Source organism: Paenibacillus pinisoli (assembly GCF_003605435.1).
Taxonomy (GTDB): domain Bacteria; phylum Bacillota; class Bacilli; order Paenibacillales; family Paenibacillaceae; genus Pristimantibacillus; species Pristimantibacillus pinisoli.
In genome coordinates this window covers 146,660-167,410 of record NZ_QXQB01000005.1, presented here as the reverse complement: position 1 = coordinate 167,410, position 20,751 = coordinate 146,660, and the positions used below count along the sequence as shown (strand labels likewise).

Here is a 20,751-nt window from a genome sequence, read left to right as displayed (position 1 = left end):
ACGAGCAAAGACGGATCCTGCCTAGCGGCCGGATCTTTCTTTGTTCGATAGAACAGATGCGGAGATGGTGGAACATGGCGGCTTTGGGGAAAGGCAGAACACAATTACGGTCCAGCATTACATACAAGTGGCTGCTGCTGCTTGCAGCGATTACATTGATTCCGCTGTTGGTGCTGGGAGCAGTCTCGTATTCCATTACCAAAAATGCGATCGACAAAAAGGTAACGGACGCGTCCAAGCAGCTGATCAGGCAGACGGCGGAGAATATCGATATCCGCTTCTCGGGCTACAAGGATATCGTCATGCAGATGATTACCAATCCGGAGATCATGTCGCTTCTGCATCGCATCAGCCAGCGGGATGAGGAGGTTGCCGAGCATATTTCGCTTACGTCCAAACTGGCGTATTTCACTGCCGTCTCCCCGGAGTTCAAGTCAGTCTCCTTCGTCACTGACGACATGTATATCAAAGGCATCTTCCGCTGGGACGACCAAGCGGAACTTAAGAGCGATTTCTATAGCAAGACAATGGGTGCAGGCAATGACTTTGTCTGGTTTCCGACCAGGCGCGGCTACTACTCCGATACGGCAGACAGCCATGAGGAAGTGGTCTTCTCGGTCTCCAAGCAAGTGTTCAATATCCATGACGGCCGCCAGCTTGGCATGGCTGTCGTGCTTGATATCCGCGAGGAGATGCTAAGCGAGATCTTGCGCAACAATGCTGCGAGCGATCTTCGGACGGAGAGCTTCGTCATCGACCGCAGCGGTGTTATCTTGTCTCATAGCAATAAGGAAATGCTGCTTACTCCCGTTGCGGAATGGTTCCATGCGGAAGAAGCCAACTTGCTGCTGCGCGAAGGCAGAGAGGACAGCTTCGTTGCTCATTACAAAGGAAAAGAAGTGCTGGTCAACTATCAGCAGCTCAAGAGCAGCGACTGGCGGGTCGTGCATGTAATCGAACGCTCCAGCCTTTATAAGGATTCGGACCAGGTCATTCAGGTCATTGCTATATTGCTTGCCGTATGCGCCTTGTTCTCCATCGTTGCGGCTATTGCGATGGCCAATTCGGTATCCAGCCCGCTGAAACGGATGGTGAAGGCGATGAAGCAGGTTCATATCGGCAATCTGTCAACGCGAATCCATCGCGACGAGAAGCGGATTGATGAGATCGGCAGTCTGGAATACCACTTCAACGATATGGTTGGGCGAATTGAGGAGCTGGTTCAGGCGGTCTATCAGGAGCAGAACAACAAGCGGATCGCCGAGGTGAAGGCGCTGGAGGCGCAAATCAATCCGCATTTTCTATACAATACGCTTGATGCGATCAAGTGGACCGCCTTATTCCAGAAGGCGAATCAAGCGGCAGAGATGGCCCGGCTTCTGTCCAGGCTGCTTCATATCAGTATCGGCAAAGGCAGCGACACGGTGATGGTCCATGAGGAGCTTGAACATGTGGAATGTTACATGGGCATTCAGAATTTGCGAGCGGCTGGCCGAATTGAAGTCTTCTACGACATCGAAGAGGAAGCAAAGGCATACCGCATTCCGAAGGTCATTCTGCAGCCAATCGTGGAAAACGCCGTTCTTCACGGATTTGCGGACCGAATCGAAGGCGCAGTCATTCACATTCGCTGTCATTGCGCGGACGGGCGATTAGTGTTCATGATCGAGGATAACGGCCACGGGTTCGAGACGGATATGCCGGATCTGTACGATGACCAGTCCGCCGAGCTGCCCAAGAGCGCATCGTTCCTGGGCGTCGGCCTCTCCAATGTCGAGGAGCGAATCAAGCTGATCTGCGGCAACGAGTATGGTCTGAGCATCACAAGCAAGATAGGCCTCGGCACTACGGTGACGATCACACTGCCCATCATGAAGGAGGAGAGCAGCCATGTATAAGGTACTGATTGTCGATGATGAGCATTTGGTCCGTTACGGAATTAAAGCGATGATCGATTGGGAGAGCATCGGCTTCCAGGTTGTCGGCGAAGCCAGCAACGGCAAGGAGGGGCTGCAAGCGTTCCATGAGCTTGCTCCCGATGTGCTGATTACCGATATTAAGATGCCCGTCATGGACGGCATGGAGCTGATTGCGCAGGTCCGCGCGATTAACCGGGAGGCGAAGCTGATCTTGCTTACCTGTCTGGAAGACTTCGAATACGCGAAGCGGGCGATTCGGCTCGGCACGACTGATTACCTGATCAAATCCAACATGATGCCGCAGGATATGGAGACCGTCATGCTGGACCTGAAGGCCGCGCTGGACCAGGAGCGCGGAGAGCAAGAGGGAGCTTCAGGTGCAGGAAGGTCTTCCGCCGGGGTCCGCGAGACGATCGCGACGGACGCCTTCCTGATGGGCTTGGCGCTTGGAACGCTGTCGGCTGGCCATATAGAAGCCATGCTGCAAGTAACGGAAAAGCATGTCCGGGAAGAACACATCCTTCTTCATATCGGCCTTGATTATATGGAAAATGCAGCGCAGCGTTTGTCAGAGAACGAGCTAACGGGGCTTCATACGGAAGGTGCCGCTATCATGCGCCATCTTTGCTCTACGGAGGAGCATAGCATGGAACTATTCTCAAGCCGGACGGGGGAGTGGAATATCCTTCTCAGGAATGCAGGAGACGAAGCGGCGGCAAGGCTTGGGCAAGCCATTATACAACGCGTGTCGGAGGTCTTGAACGTGTCTGTGACAGTAGGGATGAGCAGCGCATTTTACGCTCTTGCCGAGCTGCGGGACGCCTATCTTGAGGCGGAGCAAGCCTATCGCCTGAAGCTGTTCCTGGGCTGCGGCAGCGTCATTCGAGCGGATGTCAGGCCTGCAGCGGATTGCGCAGAGCAGCCGGTTCCCTTAGCGAACAAGAAGCTGAACGACTATTTGTACACGCTCGACAGCGCAGCGATGAGAGCGTACATGGACCATGTCTTCAATGATGCGGAGACCAGGCTGGATGTTGAGCGGGCTCAGCTGATATCCATAGAGCTGCTCCTGAACTTGACCAATATGTATGCGGATTTAACCCATGACCACGAGTGGCTGTATGAGCGCAAGAAGGAGCTGTACGAACAGATCAAGGAGCTGGAGACGCTTGCAGACCGCAAACGCTGGTTCATCCAGGTGTACGAGGAGCTCATCCACAAGGTGCGCAGCGTCTACTCTAGCGATCAAGGCACCATTCCGAAGGTCATAGCATACATCGAGCAGAATTACGACCAGGAGCTCTCCTTGCAAGTGTTAAGCGCACAAGTCCACCTCAGCAAGAACTACTTGGCCAACCTGTTTAAGAAAGAGAGGGGCGAAGGCGTCATCGACTACATTACCCGGGTCCGCATCGACCGGGCGAAGTCGCTGCTTCGCGGCACGGATTTGAAAAGCGCAGATATAAGCCTGAAGGTCGGCATACCGGACTCCAAATATTTCTCAAAGCTGTTCAAAAAAATGACGGGCGTCACGCCAAGCGAATACCGTGAAGCCGTCCATGCGCTCGCCCATCTGTAGATTTGACACCTGCCGATATATTTTCCACCGCACGGATCGCGAGTCGGGTTCGTGCGGTTGTTTGTTGATGCGATATTACGACAAATTGCGTTAATCCTAACGTTTCTGCGTATCGGTTCTAACGATAAGATGGTTACAGGAATACGGTGGATACGCTTTCATGAAGATCTGGCAGCGGATTCACGCATCCGAATTCGATAAGGAAAAGGGGTACATCTATGAGAGGAAAGAAAAAATGGGTCAACATGCTTCTGACAGCGCTTGCTGTAATGCTGGTGTTGGCGGGCTGCTCCGGCAACAGCAATAAGCCGGCGAATACAAGCAGCCCGTCGCCTGCAGCATCTAACAGCGGCACAGGCGGCGAGACTGCCCAGCCAGTCGAAATTACGTTCTGGAACTTGTTCGGCGGCGGCGAAGGCGACTTCGTCGATCAGATTGTGAGCGGATTCAACGAATCGCAGTCGGAAGTAACGGTTAAGACCTTAAGACTGGAATCCAATGAATACTACGCCAAATTTGGCACCGCGCTTGCTTCGGGCAAAGGCCCTGACGTTGCCGTCGCACACGCTGACCGTCTGGCTCCATTCGTGAAGGCGGGACAGCTTAGTCCGCTTGACGAGCTGGCAGGCCAAGCGGATTTCAACTTCTCCGAGATTACGGACGCGAACGTCGAGAGCGTCAGCTATGACGGCAAGCCTTATGCAGTGCCGCTCGATACGCATTTCCATATGTTCTACTACAATAAGGACCTGCTGGAGCAGGCTGGACTGCTGAATGATGACGGCACGCCGAAGTTTGGCGACATCTCGCCGGAAGGCTTCAAGCAATTCCTCTCCGAGATTAAAAGCAAGGTGCCTGGCGTTACGCCATTCGGCGTCAATACGCCTTACTTCCATGAGCCGTTCTACAATCTCTACTACCAGGCTGGCGGAAGCATCCTGAACGATGATCTGAGCCAAGCGGCTCTTAACAACGAGAGTGCGCTGAGCGTGCTGAATTTCTACCTGGATCTGTACGACCAAGGCCTCAGCGATATCAACGACAAGACGCCATGGGATACGTTCCATAGCGGCAAGGCCGCTACTTGGTTCGGCGGCGTATGGGAAGCTGGCTGGCATCTGGGCGAAGAAGGACTGAATGTCGGTATTACATCCATTCCTCCGTTCTTCGGAAGCGAGTCGCATTGGTCCGGCTCGCATACACTGGTCATTCCGGCATATGCGACAGATGAGAAGAAGGTAGCCGCGATGAAATTTATGAAGTATTTCACCATGGAAGGCGGCAAGACATGGGGGCAAGCGGGCCATGTGCCTGCAGGCAAGGCTGTAATTGCAAGCGACGAATACCTCAGCCTTCCTTACCGCGAAGAATTCATTAAATCTCAGCAAACAGTGAAATATGCGCCGAAGACCGATCAATACAATGCGATTGATACGGTCGTGAAGGAAGTGCTGCAAGGCATCATCTTCAAGACGGTCACACCTGAGGAAGGCCTGAAAGGCATGGAGAAAGAAATTAACGAGATTGTACAGAACTAATGGATGGTTTGCTGCGGGGCCGTATCTTCAAGGATGCGCTCCGCAGCAGCTTCTGGCAGAGACAGATTCGGCTTGCCGGCCGTTGGAGGAGGATAACTGTGAAAGTTCAGCAAGGAGCCGGCCTCAAGTGGAAGAGACATCTTAAGCTTGAACTGTCGGCGCTCGCCTTTTTAGCCCCGTTCCTGATTCCGCTGCTGCTTTTTTATATTTGGCCGCTGCTGCGAGGCGTGTGGATCAGCTTTCATTCCTGGGGCATTCTCGGCATGCAAAAATACGTTGGGCTGAGTAATTATAAGAAGCTTCTGACAGGCGGCGACTTCTTTCATTATTTGTGGAACAGTTTTTATTTTGTACTGCTGATTGTACCTATTATTATTGCTCTTGGTTTGCTGCTGGCGCTTCTGGTCCAGCGGAAGATTCCGTTTCAGACGACCTTCCGGTCCATCTACTTCTTGCCTTATGTCTTGTCCGTCTCTGTCATCAGCTTCATCTGGCTGAGGATGTTCGACTCCAAGAACGGGCTTCTGAATGTCATTCTGGATACGCTCGGCTTGCCTGCAGTCAACTGGTTGACTAGTCCTGGCGCCGCATGGTGGTCGATTGTAATCGCCACCGTCTGGTGGACGGTCGGATTTGTTATGGTGCTGTTCCTGGCCGGTCTGCAGGAAATCTCGCCTGACTTGTATGAAGCAGCGGATATCGACGGCGCATCGGCATTCCATAAGTTCCGTTATATTACGCTTCCGGGATTAATGCCCGTCATGAAGATTCAGATTTTCTTCCAGATTATTGCCGGTCTGAAGCTGTTCGGACAAGTGCAAATTATGACGAACGGCGGCCCGGGGGATGCAACGAATACCATTATCCGCTACATTTACGTCACCGGCTTCAAAAAAGACATGTTCGGCCTTGCTGCCGCCCAATCTACCATGTTCTGCATATTTATGCTGCTCGTCGCAGCTGTTCAATACTTTTTCTTGAATCGAAAAACAGATTAGAAGGAGGGAATGCGTATGGCGCGTATTTTGATCTATCTATTGACTCTGCTATTGGCCGTCGTGTTTGTGATTCCTCTAGTCTGGATGTTCGTTGTATCCTTTAAGCCTGAGGGCGTATCCGCAATTACGATCAAGGAATGGATTGATTTCTCGGACCTGACGCTGCGCAACTATACCAAGGTGCTGACGGAGTCTCAGATCCTGACATGGACCTGGAACAGCCTTGTGATCGGTGTCATTACGACCATCATTACGATTGCGATCAGCTCGCTGGCCGCATTTGCCTTTTCGCGAAAATCGTTTAAAACCAAAGGCTTCTGGTTTCTGCTATGCGTCTCCGGACTTCTGATTCCGACAGAGGCGATGCTGATTCCGCTATATGAGACGGTACTGAAGATTCAATTGCTGGACAATATATGGGGAATTATTCTGCCTAGCTTGACGAATCCGCTCGGCCTGATCCTGATCAAGCAGTTCATGGATGGACTTCCGAAGGATTACAAGGAGGCAGCGCAAATAGACGGCTGCAAGGATTTGCGCATGTGGTGGTCGATCTACGTGCCGCTGACGCGCTCGGCCATGATTTCCATCGGCATTTTTTATTTCATCATGTCGTGGAATAACTTCATCTGGCCTTACATTGCCATTAATACGGAAGAGAGCATGGTGCTGGCGACAGGACTGCCGACCTTCCTGGCGAACAACGTCCTGCATGTGAACACGATTATGACCGCAAGCGCGATAGCGGCGATTCCGACGATGATTGTATTCATCCTTCTGCAGCGGCATATCGTGCAGGGAGTCGCGATGACCGGGGTGAAGGGTTAGCGAATAGCTGTATCGACAGGCAGACTACGACAAAGGAGTACTGGATGCGAAGATGACAACGAGCAGATATATCAAAGATTATCCCAGGCCGCAGTTCGTTAGGGATGAATGGACGAATTTGAACGGAGAATGGGCATTCGGATTTGATGACGCGAACTCCGGCGAACGCGATGATTGGCCGGCGCAATTCGGCGGCGACCGGACCATTACCATACCGTTCAGCTACGAGACTGAAGCTAGCGGCATCGGCGAACAGGAGCATCATTCCCAGGTATGGTATCAACGAATGATCGATATACCAGAGGAGCAAGCAGGGAAAGCTGTTATGCTGCATTTCCAGGCGGTCGACTACATAGCCAAGCTATGGGTGAATGGCCGCTATGTCGGCATGCATCAGGGTGGATATAGCGCATTTTCCTTCGATATAAGCCCTTATGTAACCTTCGGCGGCAGCAACAGCTTGACCGTTAAAGCCGAGGACAGCATGGACGCAGCCCAGCCGCGCGGAAAGCAGCGCTGGACGAAGGACAGCTTCGAATGCTTCTATGTCCAGACGACGGGCATCTGGCAGTCGGTATGGCTGGAGTATGTCCATCCTGTTCATCTTGAAGCAGTTAAGATGACGCCGGACGTCGACACACGCCGCTTGAAGCTGGACTATCAGGTTCGAGGGAATCTGGACTCCGGAGACATCCGGCTGGAGACCATCATCAGCCTGAAAGGGAATCGCGTCAAGCAGTTCAGCCTTGCAATCGACCGGCCGTGGCTGCAGCTTGACGTCGATCTGCTGCATGAGATGAACGGCCCATGGAAGATGAGCTACTGGACGCCTGCGACACCTAACTTGTACGATATCGAGTTTATCTTGTATAAAGGAGGTGATAAGCTCGATCATGTCCATTCCTACTTCGGCATGAGGAAGATCTCGACAAAGGACGGGCAAGTCCTGCTGAACAATGAGCCGATCTATCAGCGCCTGCTGCTGGACCAAGGCTATTGGCCGGAGAGCCATCTGACGCCTCCATCGGAAGAGGCTATTCTCAGGGATATTGATGCGGTACTCGCGATGGGCTATAACGGCGTGCGCAAGCATATGAAGGTGGAAGATCCGCGTTTTCTATATTGGTGCGATGTGAAAGGGCTTTTGGTCTGGTCGGAGATGGCTGCGACCTTCGAATTCAACGATCAAGCGATCCAGCGCTTCACCGGTGAATGGGTTGAGATTGTACGTCAATATTACAATCATCCCTCGATTATTACATGGGTGCCGTTCAACGAATCATGGGGCATTATGAATGTGGCGAAGGACAGCAGGCAGCAGGCATTCACTGTTTCGCTCTACCATCTGACCAAGTCGTTAGACCCAACCCGGCTTGTCGTATCCAATGACGGCTGGGAGCATACCGTATCGGACATTCTGACTCTTCATGACTATGTGGAGAGCGGAGAGGAGTTTCGGCGGCGCTATACCAACAAGGATGATATCGTGAACAATCGGATTGCTTTCAACAATAAGAAATATGCCTATGCCGATGGCTACCGCTACAGCGGACAGCCGGTTATACTGAGCGAATTCGGAGGCGTTGCCTTCAAGAACGATGCAGGCTGGGGCTACGGTAATCAGGAAGCCACGGAGGAATCCTATCTGAACCGGCTCAAGGAGCTTCATGCGGCGGTAAAGGCGATTGATTACATCGTTGGCTACTGCTACACGCAGATTACCGATGTTCAGCAAGAAGTGAACGGCATGCTGGAGGAGAACCGCGAACTTAAGGTTCCTTTGGAGGCCATACAAGACTTGAATCGTCCTTAGCGGGCAGGTCTTTCTTGACCGATGGATGAACAATGGAATGGGAGCACCAGATTGATCACCGCCGGGCTGTGCCCGGCATCAACTTTACAAAATCCCCTTACTTTGGACCGTGCCATGAGCACGGTCTTTTTTTGCTATTGAACTCCATGGGCCGATCCTCCATAATACACCATAAGAATAGGAGGAGGACTCGAGTCCATGCATATTCAAGCCAATATGAAAAAACAACATGAAAACAAGACCGCGAAGCTTGAGGATTGGACAGCTCCCGGCAAGCAGCAGCAGCTCTATAAACGCACGCTTGCCGTCGTCGCATTGTCTCAGTTATTCGGCGGCGCGGGTCTTGCCGCAGGCGTAACAGTAGGCGCGCTGCTTGCCCAGGATATGCTTGGCACGGAGCGTTATGCCGGGATACCGGCTGCTCTTATTACGCTTGGCTCCGCACTGGCATCCTTCTTGATGGGGCGTCTTACCCAACAATTCGGCAGACGGTCCGGCATCGCGGCAGGCTTCCTTACGGGCGGCATCGGCGCGGTCGGGATTATTGCAGCAGCTATCGCTGCCAACATTCCGCTGCTATATTTCTCTCTATTGATTTATGGTGCGGGTACAGCAACCAACCTGCAAGCCCGCTACGCAGGCACCGATCTGGCCAAACCGTCTCAGCGGGCTACCGCGATCAGCATCGCGATGGTATCCACCACCTTCGGCGCTGTAGCCGGTCCCAATCTGGTCAGCGTCATGGGCGACTTCGCCGAATCGATCGGAGTCCCGCGACTGGCGGGACCGTTCCTGCTTGCGGCGGCCGCGTTTATATTAGCAGGACTCATTATTTTATTTTTGCTGCGCCCAGATCCCTTTGTTATTGCAACCAAAATCGCGGAAGCGCAAGCTGCAGCCAATCCATCGAAGGCCACTCCGGCCTCTGCCTATAACAAGAAAGGAATCAGGCTTGGCGCAGCTATTATGATTCTGACACAGATGGTGATGGTTGCCATCATGACCATGACGCCAATTCATATGAAGCATCATGGACACGGTCTCGGCGAAGTAGGCATTGTTATCGGTATCCATGTAGGCGCGATGTATTTGCCGTCGCTCTTTACCGGCATGCTGATTGACCGGATCGGGAGAATCAAGATGGCTTGCGCATCCGGGGTCGTCTTGCTCTCGTCCGGATTGCTCGCGGCATTCGGCCCTGCAGACTCCATGCTGTCCCTAATTACGGCGCTTGCGCTGCTTGGACTTGGCTGGAACTTGGGATTAATCAGCGGAACAGCCCTCATCGTCGATTCTACGAGCCAAGCAACGAGAGCGAGGACGCAAGGCACAGTCGATGTACTGATTGCACTGTCAGGCGCATCAGGTGGAGTGCTGTCCGGCATGATCGTAGCGCAATCCGGCTATGCGACTCTTGCGCTCACAGGCGGATTGCTGTCTCTGCTGCTCATTCCGGTCATCTTCTGGTCAGCAAGATCTACGAATTAGAATAAATTCTAATTGCGTTATTCAGGGTACACTCAGTTGAACATAAAGCAGCCATTCGAGAGGAATGGCTGCCTTTTTCATGTTCTAGCAACCTTCTAATGGGCTGTTTCGTTTAGGAAATAGTAGAAAATGATGGATGAATACGCATTGAGATCAGGGGGAACGGATGATGAAAACTAGATTACAGCTGCGGAGATACGGAGTTGTCCTGCTGCTGTTTATTCTGATTCTGCAGGCTTGCACTAAACCTGAGACGGAAAGGGATGACAAGCCGGTTGCGATTTCGTTGCCTGCGAATATAGAGACAATAACCGTATTCGATGAACATCGTAATCTAGTCGCTGAGCACACTGCTTCTAATGAAATTGAAGTATTGCTCGAATCGTTAATGAACGCAAAACCTTCCTATATCGGTGATCCTGAATACAGCGGTGCGCGATATACGCTGGAATTGGCTTCTCCGAAGAACAAGCTGGTTCTGGAGCTGAACGATTTGACAGCTACCGCCTCAACCGATGTCAGCGCCAAAGTATATCTGACATTGCCCGGTGAGGAACGGGCGAGAGCATGGTCCCTGACATCCGAATGGACACAATTGCTGCTTGACCCCGCGGGTGAGCAAGCTGAGCCTGTCATTAAATTGACGCTAGATGAGGTTAATGATTCCGTCACCTTGGCAGCGAATCGCGCAATTGACAAGTCGTCTTTAGAGGAGGCTCTCCATTCCACTATCTTCATTCAACCGCCTGTTGGAGATGCTTCTTCTGTCTATAAACTTAATTGGACTGACCCTCGAAGGGTCGTCATTATATTTCCTCATTTGCCGGAAGGCTCGGCTGCTGAATTCAAGCTGGAGGGCATCATGACGATGGCAGGGGAAGACTTCCAAGTCCATTCGCCATCAGAGAGCATGTTGATTAAGATACACCAAGGAATCGCCTGGAGCGGCCTTCAATGGCTGGATCCAGAGGGCCAAATCGTACGTGAGCATGCTTTCCATACCGCTGCGTCCATTATGCCGGCAAGCTCCGCTCCTCAAGATTCGGAGATCATCATTTACAATCTTGATGTACCGGCATACCGGCTGGATTTGGTGTCCGGCAATGTGGAGGATATTATGTCCAAGGAGATAGCTATTGCTGCTGAGCGTGCCGTGAACGTGAACGATTACGGAATGGCCTATCTTTTTTCATATAGCGGCACGAAAGAACGGTATTATATAGCCGAGGGATGGAAGAGCGTCTACCGCGCAGAAGGAAATGGCATCGAGCGGCAGGAAGTTTACACAACAGATCGGCTGATCTACGGCATGGCCGCATCGCCTGATGGGAAGCATGCAGCCATATTGGCCGATTCAAGCGGAAGCCTGGGTCCTTATGCTGATCTGGTCATTATTAATGCTGACGGAGGGCTCGTAGCAGAATTCAAGGAAGCGGCGTATAGCGGCCATAGCGACGGCTGGCATTTCATCTATCCGGTGAGATGGAATGACAACGAGACCATTGAGGTGCCTATTGTCGGCGGCCCGGATGAAGCGTTTTTCCGAGGCAAAGCGACGTTCCATTACAAGAAGGGATTGCAGAAGAAGGAAGGAATTAAAACGTTGTCCGCAGCTGATAGCGCGATTTTACGGGCATCTATCGACGGATGGAGTGAAACGGATATCTATCGGATGCTTCCAAGGTCCGAAGAGGCTGGGGAACGGTTTGCTGCTGTTTCTTTGGGAGGCGGCTTAGGCAGCTGGCTTATCGACCGGGAGGAGCAGCAAGCGCGCAAGCTTGGGTCAGGGCCAGTGATCGCGTGGACGCCAAAGGGGGAGATCGTGTACTGGCATTCTACGGAAAGAAAGTCTGTAGACTATATAGCGATCGACTAGCCAATGGCTAAGGAACATAAAGAAGCACCCCGCCCAATCGAATATGCGGGGTGCTGATCCATTCGCTTTGGCCTAGGAACGAAGCGTCTTGAGCGCTCCGCTCCAAGCAATAACTTGATCAAGCATGGCGTTCACATTGGTCAAATGCAAGTCTGCCGGCTTGAATACCGTACCGTTCTCGAAGTCTGTGAACAGCGACAATGCCGCATGAACGCGAACATCGGCTACGGACACTTCGCCCAGAATGCCTCTCAGATGCTCTACGGCGCGCGCGCCTCCGACCGAGCCATAGCTGACGAAGCCTGCAGCCTTGTTGTTCCAAGCTTCACGCGCGTAATCAATCGCATTCTTGAGCGCGCCGCTGATGCTGTGGTTATATTCCTGCACAATAAAGACGAAGCCGTCCAGGCTCGCCAGCTTCGTATTCCACTTCGTGGCTTGTTCTGTCGCATCTTCTTCGCCGAGCAGAGGAAGCTTATAATCCGCGATATCGACGATTTCATAGTTCGCGTCGCCTCGCTTATCCGCAATTCCTTTTACCCACTCGCCTACCTGCGGACTGACGCGTCCTTGACGCGTGCTTCCGAGAATAATTCCGATATTCAGCTTTGACATTGTTATGTCCTCCTTATTATCATTAGATAGGGTACTGTCGTTAGCCGCTGGGCCGCTGCACGCAGTATCGTTCCAACCAATCATTTATACTTATAGATTATGCGGCTGTATGCCTCATTTCATACATGATTTTTTGGCAAATCAGCCACAAGGGAGACATCATGGCAATCATACGGAATTTGCGCAAGGAAGATAACACGGCGATCGAGCTGGTCGTTCGCAGCTGCCTGATTGAATTCGGCGGCAATCGAGCGGGCTTGGCATGGGAGGATGCGAGCTTATCCGATTTATTTCATTATTATGACCAGCATCAGCATGCCTCTTATTGGGTCGTCGAGCTGGATGGACAAGTTGTAGGCGGCTGCGGAATTGCGTCATTTGGGGAATCGGATACGCTCTGTGAACTGCAGAAGATGTATTTGCTGCCACAGGTTAGAGGGACGGGGATAGCCGGACCGCTGCTTCATACGGCTCTAGACTATGCAAGCCAGCAATACAAGCAATGTTACCTGGAGACGCTTCAGACAATGGGGGCTGCTAACCGTTTTTATGCCAAACACGGATTCAAACAGCTTGACGAGCCGCTCGCCGGCTCAGAGCATTATGCATGTGACGCATGGTTTATGAAGGACCTCTAGGACAGGGGAGGAGTTCGAGCTTGGCTGCAGAACGGATTGCTTATCTAACGGTAATTAGACTTATCAGGTATGGACTTCTCTTTTCATGCCTGGCTTTTTGGGTGAGCTTTTATATTTACCCTGAATTTGCGGTTTACATGAAAACAAGCGGCGTCATCGTCTACATGTTCGTTACCGTCATTCTAGTCTTATGGTTGGACGATTATATGGACGACAAGCCAAGCGAGCGCGTCAACCGTTTGATTTTCTTTACCCTTTTTACCGGCAGTACAATCATGTCCCGTATTGTCTATGGCCGGATGGATAGTGGGGACCATGAAATTTTGCTGGTCATCACAGCTTCATTGCCTTATATGCTCTATATCTTCTTTTTGTTTCGCAAGCTCACATCCAAGCTCACTATAAAGTCAGCAGTTGGCATCAGCTCACTGTTCAATGGTTTCCTTTTCCAGAGGATTGCTTATCTCCTTGTAATGGGGTCGGCTTTTCTGCTAGGTTACGGCACTCATATTCTATTAGAAAAGATTTGGGGGAATCCGGCATGAGCATTCGTGCAGCCCAGTCGACAGACCTGAGCGCTATCTTGCAGCTGCAATACGAAGCTTACCAAAGCGAAGCGGAGCTGTATCAAGACTACAGCATTCAGCCCCTTACGCAGACGATCGAAGAGCTGGAGCTGGAATTTGCCGCTGGTGTTTTCCTGAAGGCTGAGCTGAATGGACGCATTGTTGGCTCGGTGAGGGGACGGATTCAAGACGGCGTGCTGTCGATCGGCAAGCTGATCGTAGCTCAGTCCCGCCAAAATCAAGGCATTGGCACGAAGCTGATGCAAGCCATCGAGCGCTGGGATGCCAACATTCATCGATGCGAATTGTTCACTGGACATAAGAGCTTGAAAAACCTGGCGTTATATGAACGGCTAGGCTATATCAAGCTCAAGGAGATTCCGATAAACGAAAATCTCACGTTAGTATACCTCGCAAAATCTAAGGCTTAGCTCTGGCTCGCTAGCATCCGGACGAAGCTTTCTGCCGCTATCGACAGGTTCATGTCCCGGCGCAAGGCCAGCCCTATGCTGCGGGAGGGAAGGGCCTCCTCCAGCCGGAGCTCGAACAGCTCGCCAGCCTTTACTTCCTCTTGAATAAACGAACGGTTGATAAATGCAGCGCCGTACCCCAGCATAGCAAATTCAATCAACAGATCAACGCTTCCAAGCTCAATATCCGGCTTCATCTCTACGCCTCTGCGTGTCAGCCACTCATCGATGGCGCTTCTGGTGCTGCTGCCCGGCGACATCATGAGCAGCGGCAATTTCGCCAGCTCCTGAGAATTGAGTACTCGATTCGACCATTCCTTAAACCGCTTGCCGACAACAAAACAATGCTCAAAGGAAGCAAGCTCCTCAATTTGAAGCATAGGATCAACTAGCGGCATATGTACGATTCCGCAATCCAGCAGGCCGTCCTTCAGCCGGCTCGCGATATCCGGCGACTTGCCGTGCGACAGCCGAATGCGGATGCCCGGATACTGCTGATGATACCGGTTCAAATATGGAAGTAGCACATGCTTGATCAGGGAGTCGCTTGCCCCGATGCGCAGCTCGCCTTCATTCAGCTGCTTCATCTCCCGAATGTAATGCTGTCCGGCATCCAGCAGCGAGAAGGATTGCTCCACATAAGCGAGCAGCGCTCTGCCTTCTTCCGTTAACGATACACCTTTGGACATGCGGTGGAACAGCTTCAGTCCAAGCGCGTCCTCCATCTGCTTGATCGCATAGCTTACCGATGGCTGAGTAATATGAAGCTGCTGGGCAGCCTTCGTCAAGTTCCCTTGCCTCGCAGTCTGCAGAAAAATACGATACCATTCCAGATTAATCATGATATAGACCGCCTTTATAACAAATATAGATAACTGGTATTTCCTCTATTCCTTTGCTCTCATTATAATCAACTCAGGGCAGTCAATCAATGAGCAGAGGAGAGAGCAGATATGGATCAGATAAGCAGCATGCCAGATATGGCGGCACGTTCCCCGTGGTCTGCGAATTCAGGCATTAAGCAAGTGAGCTTAAGCCCGCCGCAGCAGCAGGTTGAGGGCATTGTCCGTATCTCAGGAAGCAAAAGCCTGACGAATCGCGCGTTAATTCTAGCGGCAATGGCGGACGGCACCTCGCGAATTAACGGCATCCTAAGGAGCGATGACGCCTATTGGTGTATCGAAAGCTTGCAAAGGTTAGGTATCAGCATCACAGTCGAAGGAGAATCAGCAATCGTAGCCGGCTGCGGTGGCGATTGGCCTGTGAAGGAGGGAGAGCTGTATGTCGGAGCGGCCGGAACCGTAGCCCGTTTCTTGCCAGGCGCGCTTGCGGCTGGACACGGTTCCTGGACCTTAAGAGGCAGCAAGCGGATGGAGGAGCGGCCGATTGCTCATTTGTTAACGGCATTAATCAATCAAGGTGCTGAAATTCGTTTTCTGAATCAGGAGCATGCGTATCCTTTTATTCTGGAAGCTAGAGGCTTGAAGGGCGGGAGAGTCGAGATTCCAGGTCATCTATCCAGCCAGTTCATCAGCGGACTGCTATTAGCCGCACCGTATGCCCGACAATCCATTACGTTAGAGCTTCAAGGCTCGACTATACAAAAGGATTACGTCAACATGACGATTGAGCTGATGAGCCGATTTGGCATCCGGGTGCAAGAAGCGGACAGCTCATACTCTATTCCCGCAGGAAAATATGCCGCTCAGTCCATCGAACTCGAGCCGGATATATCGACCAGCTGTTACTTCTGGGCAGCGGCAGCTATGACAGGCGGACGCATTCGGACGGAGGGCATGGATGCGGCTGCTACCCGGCAACCGGACATCGAATTGCTGGACGTATTGGAGCAAATGGGGTGCTCGGTAACACGCGGAATTGGTTATGTCGAAGTTATAGGCACAGCTCGGCTCCGCGGCGGCTTCGAGCTCAGCATGGAGCGATGGTCCGACCAGACGCTGACGATAGCGGTCCTTGCGCTATTCGCAGATGCTCCTATCCGGCTAAAGGATGCAGCCCATATCCGGCATCATGAATGCGACCGTATCGCTGCAATATGTACGGAGCTGCGCAAGCTTCAGGTTAAAGTGGAGGAGCATCCCGACGGGTTGACCGTCTATCCGGGGACACCGGTTCCGGCTGTGCTTGACTCGCATGACGACCACCGTATGGCCATGGCGTTGTCGCTCATCGGTCTTAGAGCAGACGGAATCGCTATCTTCGACCCGGGATGCGTGTCGAAGACTTGTCCCGATTACTTCGAGCGGCTGCGTCTGCTTGGCGCAGGAGTAGATTATTCATCATAACCTATCACACGGCACATCATCCGGGATCATAATGCTATAACTCCCTTCGTTAGCGCCCTTAGCGACATGAATCGCAGGGGTGTTTTTTTATGGTATAATGGGAATATATGTTCGGAGAGGCGGATGGTCATGAAATTAGAAAATGAAGCTGATGTTATTAGAATCGTTGAGGAGGACAAGTGGATGATGGCCATCTTGCGGCATGCAGAGTCGCTTTGTCTGCCGGACTGGTGGGTTTGTGCAGGCTTTGTTCGTTCGAAGATATGGGATACTCTGCATGGATTCGCCACCAGAACGCCGTTGCCTGATGTGGACGTTATTTACTTCGACAGCCTTCATGTCGATGAAGAAACGGAAAAGCAGCTTGAGCAGAGACTTAAAGTGCTGGATCCTTCCATCCCTTGGTCAGTCAAAAATGAAGCGAGAATGCATCTCGTGAACCAAATTCCGCCCTACGATTCCTCGGTTGATGCCATCTCCAAATTTCCGGAGACGGCAACGGCATTGGGGCTGTCACTCAACGGGCAAGGTGAAGTTATTCTCGCTGCGCCTTGCGGAATAGAAGATGTATTAGGTTTATATGTAAAGCCGACACCTTACTTTCTGGAAGCGGATGAACGAGCGAAAATCTACATGGAGCGTATTCATAAGAAAAATTGGGTAAGAATTTGGAACAAGGTAACCGTCTATCCGATCGATGGGGCGCCGTACTCTTCTTCCTAGATCGGCAGATTGGAACCGCTATCTTCTTTTGTGCACACATGCCCGGAAATGATATACTTATTATATAAGACTAAACTATTATCAGGGTTAATGATTAATAATATTAATTATTTATCGTGAGTCAACATGGATATATGGGTAACCTGCTATTTCATTGATGAAAGGGAGAGGGATATGACGATTGCTCATGAGTTTCCTGTTGTAAAAGCGGAAATGCTTATCCGAAGGCCGGCGTACGAAGTGTTTGAAGCGTTCGTTAATCCAGAGGCGACCACAAAGTTCTGGTTTACCAAAAGCAGCGGCAGACTCGAGAAGGCCAGTCATGTGAAATGGGATTGGGAGATGTACGGAGTGTCGGATATCGTGAAAGTGAAGGAACTCCGCAAAAACGAGTATTTGCTTCTTGAATGGTCGTCAGACCATACCATTACTGAAGTAACCTTTACAACCAGGGATGAAGACGGCACTTTTGTCACGATCTCACATTCCGGCTTCGCGGGTGCGGGCGATGAAATTGTGCTGCAGGCGATTGATTCCATGGGCGGCTATACGATGGTACTATGCGGACTCAAGGCTTATCTGGAGCATGGCATCCTATTGAATTTGGTTGCGGATAAAGCCCCGGATGCGCATGTGCAGGGCTAGCTGACAACGTACCTATCCTTTTCTATCGGGGAAAAGAATGCAAAGAAATGAGCAGGAACTTCATAGGCGGCTCCCTGTCTGAAGTGTATGATTAAGCCATTACATGCCGGCAGGCAGGGAGGTATAGTAATCATGTCCTATCAACCGTCTATTATTGTACAGCAAGCTGCATTGAAGCACCTGGATGAAGTAGCTTCGCTATTCGATGCTTACCGCGGATTTTACGGCCAGTCATCAGACCTGGCAGGCGCAAGAGAATTCTTGCTTGACCGATTCGATCATATGCAATCCGTCATCTTCATCGCCATTGATCAGGCAACTGGAAGGGCTATTGGCTTTACCCAATTGTATCCCGTTTTTTCGTCCATCTCGATGAAACGCGCCTGGATCTTGAATGACCTTTATGTGCAAGAGAATGCACGCGACCGCGGTGCTGCGCGGCTGCTGCTGGAGCAAGCGAAGCGCTATGGGCAGTTAACGGGGGCGAAAGGGATCGAGCTATCGACTGCGCCGGATAACACAACCGCTCAAGCCTTGTACGAGAAATTCGGATTTGAGCGCGACGAGGCTTTTCTTCATTACAGCTTGACGTTGTAGCCAGTCCGATTCGCCAAATATTCCATTGACATAAATTGGGTAGCGGGCATATAATCGATTAAAGCTTAGTAATTGCATTGGAATTGTAGGATAAATAGATGCTGATACTCACCGTTACAACAGATGTGGTACCGTCATATACGCGTCTACCGGATAACCGGGGACTTCTTATGTACTATCAAAGGAAGTCCCTTTTTTGTATATCTGGAAGTCTGGCATAAGGAGCAACTGATTATCGATTAACAGGAGGTGTGCGCTATGAATTTGGAAAATATCGAAGCGTTTGTATTTATTAATCATTATGGAAGCTTCAATAAAGCGGCTGAAGTGCTCTACTTGTCGCAGCCGTCCGTAACGGCCCGCATTCAATCGCTTGAACGGGAGTTGAATTGCAAGGTATTCGACAGAATGGGCAAGCAAATTCAGATTACGGAGGAAGGCCGCAGATTCCTGCCTTACGCGCAGCAAATCCTGATGACTTATCAGAAGGGGAAGCTGCACACGAATCAGAAGAAGTCGCTGCCTGAAGAGCTTCGTATCGGAAGTACGTTGTCCGTATCCAATTACATCATCCCCGATTTGCTGCCAAGATTAAAAGACCGATTTCCGAAGACTCACTTCAAACTCATTACCGGCACGACGGATGAGATCATTCATAAGGTTATCAATAAGGAAGCGGATATTGGTTTCATTCGCAACGTCAGCCATCCCAATCTGCAATCGGTGAAGTTTTTCGAAGATCCCATACGACTGTATGTCTATGAAGGACATCCATTCTTGACAGGGGCACGGCCCACAATCGAAGACATTGCGGCACAGCCGCTTGTGTTCTTCGAATGCGGAGCGCTTGACTGGCTGCGTATCCACCGGATATTCGGCAATTTGGAGGGCCCTCCGAACATTCAATTTCTGGTCGATAATTCAGAGACGGCCAAGAAGCTGGTCATACAGAAGGCCGGTATCAGCTTCCTGCCCAGCCAAAGCGTTCAGCAGGAAATCCGCGACGGCAAGCTGATTCCGATTAAGCTGCCGGATACGGAGGGAATCTCGCTGCAGACGAATCTGATCTCCTGCCATGGCAAAAACGCTCTGTTCTTCTCAGCTATCACCGAATTCAGCAAAGAGCTGGCGGCTCGGAAGGAAGGATTGACCGCATCGGCCAGGTAACGAATTTCCTATCAAATTATTAGATCGTCGTATAGATTTTCTCTATTATGGGACCGATTGACCGCCTGGAAAGGCGAGTGCTAAAGTTAGGTCAGCCATAAACCGCACTTAACCAGTAGGATTTATGAGTTTAATAACAACCCATTGGAGGAACCTGCCTTGAGAAAAATATCCGTTATTGCTTTAGCGCTCGTCTTGACGCTTGCGGCATCCGCTTGCTCAAGCGAATCCAAACCCGCCTCATCTAGCGGAGCCCAGAAAATTATTATCGGTACGGGCAATGACTTTGAGCAAATCGCCTTCCTGGACGACAAAAACAAGCTGACCGGCTTTGACGTCGAGCTCCTGCGTGAAATCGATAAACGGCTGGACAATTACGAGTTCGAATTTCAGACGATGGATTTCTCTAACATCCTGCTGAGCCTGGAGACCAAGAAGGTCGATCTGGCCGCTCACCTCTTCGAAAAAAATCCGGAGCGCGTCGAGAAGTTTCTGTTCAATGAAGAGCCTTACGCTTATTGGAGAAACAAAATCATTGTCGCTTCGGACAATAACGACTCCATTCAAACCTTGGACGATCTGGTCGGGAAGAAGGTGCTTGTCGGACCGACCAGCGCTCAGGCGCAAATTCTGGAAAACTACAATAAAGAGCATAAGGAAGGCATCAATATCGTGTATCAGCAGAACGATGCCAACGACGATGTCGCCCAAATTACTTCCGGCCGCGTCTATGCCACACTCGGAGCGGACTTCCTGCTGCCGATCAAGGACCCGCAAGGCAAGCTGAAAACCGTAGGGGAATCATTGAACGAAGGCAATATCCTGTACGTCTTCCGCAAGGACGATGCGGACTCCAAGAAGCTTGCCGATGCCGTAGACGGCGCAATCAAAGAGCTGAAAGCGGACGGAACGCTCAAAAAGCTGAGCGAGGATTGGCTGGGCCAAGACTTCTCGAAATAATGCGCCAGGCAGTCCGCCAGCCGGG

At 51.3% G+C, this 20,751-nt stretch carries 19 protein-coding genes; 17 read left to right on the top strand and 2 right to left on the bottom strand.

The window, feature by feature from the left end; all coding sequences use genetic code 11:
- Positions 1-74 precede the first annotated feature (74 nt).
- The 8 genes from D3P09_RS21670 (at position 75) to D3P09_RS21635 (ending at position 12,039) form a co-directional block, all read left to right on the top strand.
- Positions 75-1,898, top strand: coding sequence for a cache domain-containing sensor histidine kinase (locus tag D3P09_RS21670; RefSeq protein WP_165867534.1), 1,824 nt, complete (start codon positions 75-77; stop codon positions 1,896-1,898).
- Complete coding sequence (locus D3P09_RS21665) at positions 1,891-3,498, top strand: response regulator transcription factor (RefSeq protein ID WP_120113510.1); 1,608 nt, start codon at positions 1,891-1,893, stop codon at positions 3,496-3,498. The genes D3P09_RS21670 and D3P09_RS21665 overlap by 8 nt, the downstream gene beginning before the upstream one ends.
- A gap of 218 nt (positions 3,499-3,716) precedes the next feature.
- Positions 3,717-5,036, top strand: coding sequence for an ABC transporter substrate-binding protein (locus D3P09_RS21660; protein ID WP_120113509.1), 1,320 nt, complete (start codon positions 3,717-3,719; stop codon positions 5,034-5,036).
- Positions 5,037-5,134: 98 nt separating this feature from the next.
- Positions 5,135-6,034, top strand: coding sequence for a carbohydrate ABC transporter permease (locus D3P09_RS21655; protein ID WP_165867533.1), 900 nt, complete (start codon positions 5,135-5,137; stop codon positions 6,032-6,034).
- Between the two features lie 15 nt (positions 6,035-6,049).
- Positions 6,050-6,862, top strand: coding sequence for a carbohydrate ABC transporter permease (locus D3P09_RS21650; protein ID WP_120113507.1), 813 nt, complete (start codon positions 6,050-6,052; stop codon positions 6,860-6,862).
- A 52-nt stretch (positions 6,863-6,914) separates the two neighbouring features.
- Positions 6,915-8,675, top strand: a complete 1,761-nt coding sequence (locus D3P09_RS21645) for a glycoside hydrolase family 2 protein (protein WP_120113506.1) — start codon at positions 6,915-6,917, stop codon at positions 8,673-8,675.
- 216 nt (positions 8,676-8,891) lie between these two features.
- Positions 8,892-10,163: an MFS transporter gene (locus D3P09_RS21640; protein ID WP_120113740.1), complete on the top strand. Its 1,272-nt coding sequence runs from the start codon at positions 8,892-8,894 to the stop codon at positions 10,161-10,163.
- A gap of 169 nt (positions 10,164-10,332) precedes the next feature.
- Complete coding sequence (locus tag D3P09_RS21635; RefSeq protein ID WP_120113505.1) at positions 10,333-12,039, top strand: hypothetical protein; 1,707 nt, start codon at positions 10,333-10,335, stop codon at positions 12,037-12,039.
- Between the two features lie 72 nt (positions 12,040-12,111).
- On the opposite strand, the gene D3P09_RS21630 is transcribed toward D3P09_RS21635, so the two are convergent.
- Positions 12,112-12,654 carry an NADPH-dependent FMN reductase gene (locus D3P09_RS21630; RefSeq protein ID WP_120113504.1) on the bottom strand — a complete coding sequence of 181 codons (543 nt, stop codon included), beginning with the start codon at positions 12,652-12,654 and terminating at the stop codon, positions 12,112-12,114.
- A 161-nt stretch (positions 12,655-12,815) separates the two neighbouring features.
- Between D3P09_RS21630 and D3P09_RS21625 the strand changes: the two genes are divergently transcribed.
- From D3P09_RS21625 to D3P09_RS21615, 3 genes are read left to right on the top strand one after another with little or no spacing between them, the layout of a single operon-like run.
- Positions 12,816-13,292 (top strand): GNAT family N-acetyltransferase, encoded by a 477-nt coding sequence (locus D3P09_RS21625; protein ID WP_120113503.1) that lies wholly within the window; start codon positions 12,816-12,818, stop codon positions 13,290-13,292.
- 20 nt (positions 13,293-13,312) lie between these two features.
- Positions 13,313-13,837: a hypothetical protein gene (locus D3P09_RS21620; RefSeq protein ID WP_120113502.1), complete on the top strand. Its 525-nt coding sequence runs from the start codon at positions 13,313-13,315 to the stop codon at positions 13,835-13,837.
- On the top strand, positions 13,834-14,289 hold the full coding sequence (locus D3P09_RS21615; protein WP_120113501.1) for a GNAT family N-acetyltransferase: 456 nt from the start codon (positions 13,834-13,836) through the stop codon (positions 14,287-14,289). The genes D3P09_RS21620 and D3P09_RS21615 overlap by 4 nt, the downstream gene beginning before the upstream one ends.
- Here D3P09_RS21615 and D3P09_RS21610 read toward each other — a convergent pair.
- Positions 14,286-15,170, bottom strand: a complete 885-nt coding sequence (locus D3P09_RS21610) for a LysR family transcriptional regulator (RefSeq protein ID WP_120113500.1) — start codon at positions 15,168-15,170, stop codon at positions 14,286-14,288. The genes D3P09_RS21615 and D3P09_RS21610 overlap by 4 nt on opposite strands.
- 111 nt (positions 15,171-15,281) lie before the next feature.
- On the opposite strand from D3P09_RS21610, the gene aroA reads away from it, so the two are divergent.
- From aroA to D3P09_RS21580, 6 genes are all read left to right on the top strand, one after another.
- Positions 15,282-16,634, top strand: a complete 1,353-nt coding sequence (gene aroA / locus D3P09_RS21605) for a 3-phosphoshikimate 1-carboxyvinyltransferase (RefSeq protein WP_207892538.1) — start codon at positions 15,282-15,284, stop codon at positions 16,632-16,634.
- A 129-nt stretch (positions 16,635-16,763) separates the two neighbouring features.
- Positions 16,764-17,357 (top strand): nucleotidyltransferase family protein, encoded by a 594-nt coding sequence (locus D3P09_RS21600; RefSeq protein ID WP_120113499.1) that lies wholly within the window; start codon positions 16,764-16,766, stop codon positions 17,355-17,357.
- Positions 17,358-17,531: 174 nt separating this feature from the next.
- Positions 17,532-18,002 carry an SRPBCC family protein gene (locus tag D3P09_RS21595; RefSeq protein ID WP_120113498.1) on the top strand — a complete coding sequence of 157 codons (471 nt, stop codon included), beginning with the start codon at positions 17,532-17,534 and terminating at the stop codon, positions 18,000-18,002.
- A 132-nt stretch (positions 18,003-18,134) separates the two neighbouring features.
- Positions 18,135-18,599: a GNAT family N-acetyltransferase gene (locus D3P09_RS21590; RefSeq protein ID WP_207892537.1), complete on the top strand. Its 465-nt coding sequence runs from the start codon at positions 18,135-18,137 to the stop codon at positions 18,597-18,599.
- A gap of 258 nt (positions 18,600-18,857) precedes the next feature.
- On the top strand, positions 18,858-19,766 hold the full coding sequence (locus D3P09_RS21585; RefSeq protein ID WP_120113497.1) for a LysR family transcriptional regulator: 909 nt from the start codon (positions 18,858-18,860) through the stop codon (positions 19,764-19,766).
- Between the two features lie 159 nt (positions 19,767-19,925).
- Positions 19,926-20,726: a transporter substrate-binding domain-containing protein gene (locus tag D3P09_RS21580; RefSeq protein WP_120113496.1), complete on the top strand. Its 801-nt coding sequence runs from the start codon at positions 19,926-19,928 to the stop codon at positions 20,724-20,726.
- Positions 20,727-20,751: the final 25 nt, after the last annotated feature.

What these genes read in the sequence shown, in the direction of transcription:
- D3P09_RS21670 (WP_165867534.1), top strand. Translation starts at nt 75, where the DNA reads ATGGCGGCTTTGGGGAAAGGCAGAACACAATTACGGTCCAGCATTACA.
- D3P09_RS21665 (WP_120113510.1), top strand. Translation starts at nt 1,891, where the DNA reads ATGTATAAGGTACTGATTGTCGATGATGAGCATTTGGTCCGTTACGGA.
- D3P09_RS21660 (WP_120113509.1), top strand. Translation starts at nt 3,717, where the DNA reads ATGAGAGGAAAGAAAAAATGGGTCAACATGCTTCTGACAGCGCTTGCT.
- D3P09_RS21650 (WP_120113507.1), top strand. Translation starts at nt 6,050, where the DNA reads ATGGCGCGTATTTTGATCTATCTATTGACTCTGCTATTGGCCGTCGTG.
- D3P09_RS21645 (WP_120113506.1), top strand. Translation starts at nt 6,915, where the DNA reads ATGACAACGAGCAGATATATCAAAGATTATCCCAGGCCGCAGTTCGTT.
- D3P09_RS21640 (WP_120113740.1), top strand. Translation starts at nt 8,892, where the DNA reads ATGAAAAAACAACATGAAAACAAGACCGCGAAGCTTGAGGATTGGACA.
- D3P09_RS21635 (WP_120113505.1), top strand. Translation starts at nt 10,333, where the DNA reads ATGAAAACTAGATTACAGCTGCGGAGATACGGAGTTGTCCTGCTGCTG.
- D3P09_RS21630 (WP_120113504.1), bottom strand. Translation starts at nt 12,654, where the DNA reads ATGTCAAAGCTGAATATCGGAATTATTCTCGGAAGCACGCGTCAAGGA.
- D3P09_RS21625 (WP_120113503.1), top strand. Translation starts at nt 12,816, where the DNA reads ATGGCAATCATACGGAATTTGCGCAAGGAAGATAACACGGCGATCGAG.
- D3P09_RS21615 (WP_120113501.1), top strand. Translation starts at nt 13,834, where the DNA reads ATGAGCATTCGTGCAGCCCAGTCGACAGACCTGAGCGCTATCTTGCAG.
- D3P09_RS21610 (WP_120113500.1), bottom strand. Translation starts at nt 15,170, where the DNA reads ATGATTAATCTGGAATGGTATCGTATTTTTCTGCAGACTGCGAGGCAA.
- aroA (WP_207892538.1), top strand. Translation starts at nt 15,282, where the DNA reads ATGGATCAGATAAGCAGCATGCCAGATATGGCGGCACGTTCCCCGTGG.
- D3P09_RS21600 (WP_120113499.1), top strand. Translation starts at nt 16,764, where the DNA reads ATGAAATTAGAAAATGAAGCTGATGTTATTAGAATCGTTGAGGAGGAC.
- D3P09_RS21595 (WP_120113498.1), top strand. Translation starts at nt 17,532, where the DNA reads ATGACGATTGCTCATGAGTTTCCTGTTGTAAAAGCGGAAATGCTTATC.
- D3P09_RS21590 (WP_207892537.1), top strand. Translation starts at nt 18,135, where the DNA reads ATGTCCTATCAACCGTCTATTATTGTACAGCAAGCTGCATTGAAGCAC.
- D3P09_RS21585 (WP_120113497.1), top strand. Translation starts at nt 18,858, where the DNA reads ATGAATTTGGAAAATATCGAAGCGTTTGTATTTATTAATCATTATGGA.